Origin of the sequence: Lutibacter sp. (assembly GCF_040883305.1) — a bacterium.
Lineage (GTDB): Bacteria > Bacteroidota > Bacteroidia > Flavobacteriales > Flavobacteriaceae > Lutibacter.
Window position 1 is genome coordinate 1 of the sequence record NZ_JBFLKT010000224.1, and the last position, 2,557, is coordinate 2,557.

A 2,557-nucleotide genomic window follows, 5' to 3' on the forward strand; every position below is an offset into this window, starting at 1 on the left:
CTCGCAATGACAGTTTTAATAAACCAACAGTTTAAAAGTAATTAAGTTAATTCCATTTAAAATCTCCTTTTTCAATAGACCAATCATTTCCGAAGAAACCAGCACATTTTACAGCTTTATCTCCAACTGTAATTACTGTATTATCAAACAATAAAACATCTGGAAACGTTGTTCCGTTTACTAAATAATTATTAGCATACGCAGCTTTCATTCCATTTGTTCCAGTTGCAGTAACAACACCTATACTTGCTAAATCACTATCACTTCTTGGAACTGTAAAATACATTCCCCATTGTTTTCCAGTAAGCTTTTTACCACCAATTGCCACTAAGTTATTTTCTACTTGAATAGGACTGTTTTTAAGTAATTTGGTCCAGGCAGCGTTATTGCTTTTATTTCCGTAGATAATTACGTTTCTATCTGTATATTTTTTTGGATTAAAGTCTGTGTCTTTTATAACTTCAATAGTACCATTTGCTCTGTACCAAAACGTTTCAGCATCAAATTTTGCTTTGTTGTAGTACCATTCATTCTCAATTATAGAACCTTTTGTGGCATATACAAACACCATATTATGTCTAAAAGCATCTTTAAAACCACCGCTTCTATGCGGTCCTTTTTCTTGTAATGAAGGTGAGTTTGAAATTGTCCACTCACCATCTTTAGCTGTTAAAAACACATTAGAATTACTGGCAACGTTAAAGTCTTTTCCATCAACAGAAATACTGTTAATAGTATCACTTAATTTACTTAAATCAACTTCTAGCAATTCTACATTATCTGTATCAATTTTAAATGATCCTTCTTTTGAAAAATTAAATGAACTTACTTCAAAAGGCTTTTTTTGTTGATGAATAGTAATAAAATTAGAAGTTGCAGAAACTCCAGGAGAACCTGTATAAAACTCTAAATTTTTGATTTCAGCAGGATTTCTAAGTGTACGTTCTTTAAAAAAGTTAAATATTTTGTACCAATCTAAACTGTGGTTTCCGTACCAATGTGTTCCATCTGGATATTCGTAATAGGTAAAATCATTATGAAATGTTCCTAAACGTTCTCGCATATCACGAGCAATATATGTTGGTACTACATTGTCTTTTTCACCGTGCAAGACATATACTCCAAAATGTAAATAATTACGAATTAATTTTAATGTTCGGCTAGGTGTACCCGCTCGTTTCATTAATTTTTCAACTTCAGTTTCTATGTACGGTGTATTTATTCTGGTAACAACCTCAGGATTTATTCCTCTTTTTGTTAATTCCTCTTGCGGTAATTCTAAAGTTTTCTTTAAAAAACTATCACGGTACAATAACAAATCTGGATATCCGGCACAAGGCGCAATAGATGCAAATTTATCTGGATAAGTAGCGCCTAAATACCAAGTTCCGTGACCACCCATTGAATGACCTGTTAAATAAATTTTGGTTGAATCTGGTTGGTATATATTTCTAGCATCGGCTAAAACTTCTAATGCATCTAATCTACCCCAATCTTCCCAGGCAAAACCAAACGGTCTTCGGTTGGTTGGCGCAACTACATTTCCCCAATCTTTTTTCTCGTAAGCATTTGCCTGATTTACTGCTTCAACAGACGCACCATGCACAGACAAAAATAATGCCTGTTTTTCTGAATCTTTATCGGTTGATGGTGCAACACTGTAATACTGAACACTTCCGTCAACAGCACTTATAAATGTTTTTTTATGATGTTGGTGTTTTGTTTTAATTTCTAACTTAACTATTTGATTTGAAATAGATTGTTTTTTATTGTTGTTAAGACTCAATTTTAAATTTACAGTTTCTAAAGCTGTTTCTTTTGAAACTGAAGCAATAGTAAAAGGAACTTTAAGAACGCTCATTGGCGGAATTGAGATTACTTTAGATTCCTTAGTATTTCCTAATAATTCTGAAGTTATTGTATAATTTTTCACCCAATTATTAGAAGCGTTAATCACTCTAATTGCACCTTTGTAATCTTTGGTTTCTTCTACCAAAATATCGGGCATAGTAAGATCTCTTGAAGTAAATTGAACTGGTTTTTGTGGTTCAATTAAACGCGCTCTAATACGTGGGAATCGGCCTACTTTTAAAACAAAAACATTGATTCCTTTTTTTAGTTTTAACGGAATTAAATTCCAACCAAAATCGTAATGATCCCCTTCGTGAGGGAGACCATTTATTAACAACATTGTATGTCCGGAAGCTTCAAAAAGAACTGTTCTTTCGGTGTTAGATTTATAGGTTAAATAGACATAGCTAGACCTTAAATCTTGGTTATTAAATGTATTGGTTTCATCGGTAGAAATGGCTTTCCATTTTAACTCGTTTCCTAAATAATTAATATCAAAAACTTCATTTTCTGAAACTCTTGCAGCAGGATTCATTAAAAATTTATCAAAAACTGGGGCTGTTGGAAAAGATGCCGAATTAAATGAGAAATCCTGAACTTTTAAGGCAAGTCCGTTTTTAAAAATGTGTAATAATTTTCCTTCCCTAATTTTATTCACTTTTTCTTTACCAAAATATTCTACAATATTTCCAGTTTTTTCTTGAGC

Annotated in this window: 1 protein-coding gene; it reads right to left on the reverse strand. The window is 32.3% G+C overall.

What is annotated here, in order from left to right:
* Positions 1 to 46: 46 nt before the first annotated feature.
* Positions 47 to 2,557: alpha/beta hydrolase-fold protein (locus AB1Z17_RS07085; protein WP_368051100.1), on the reverse strand; the 2,511-nt coding region annotated here is incomplete at its 5' end.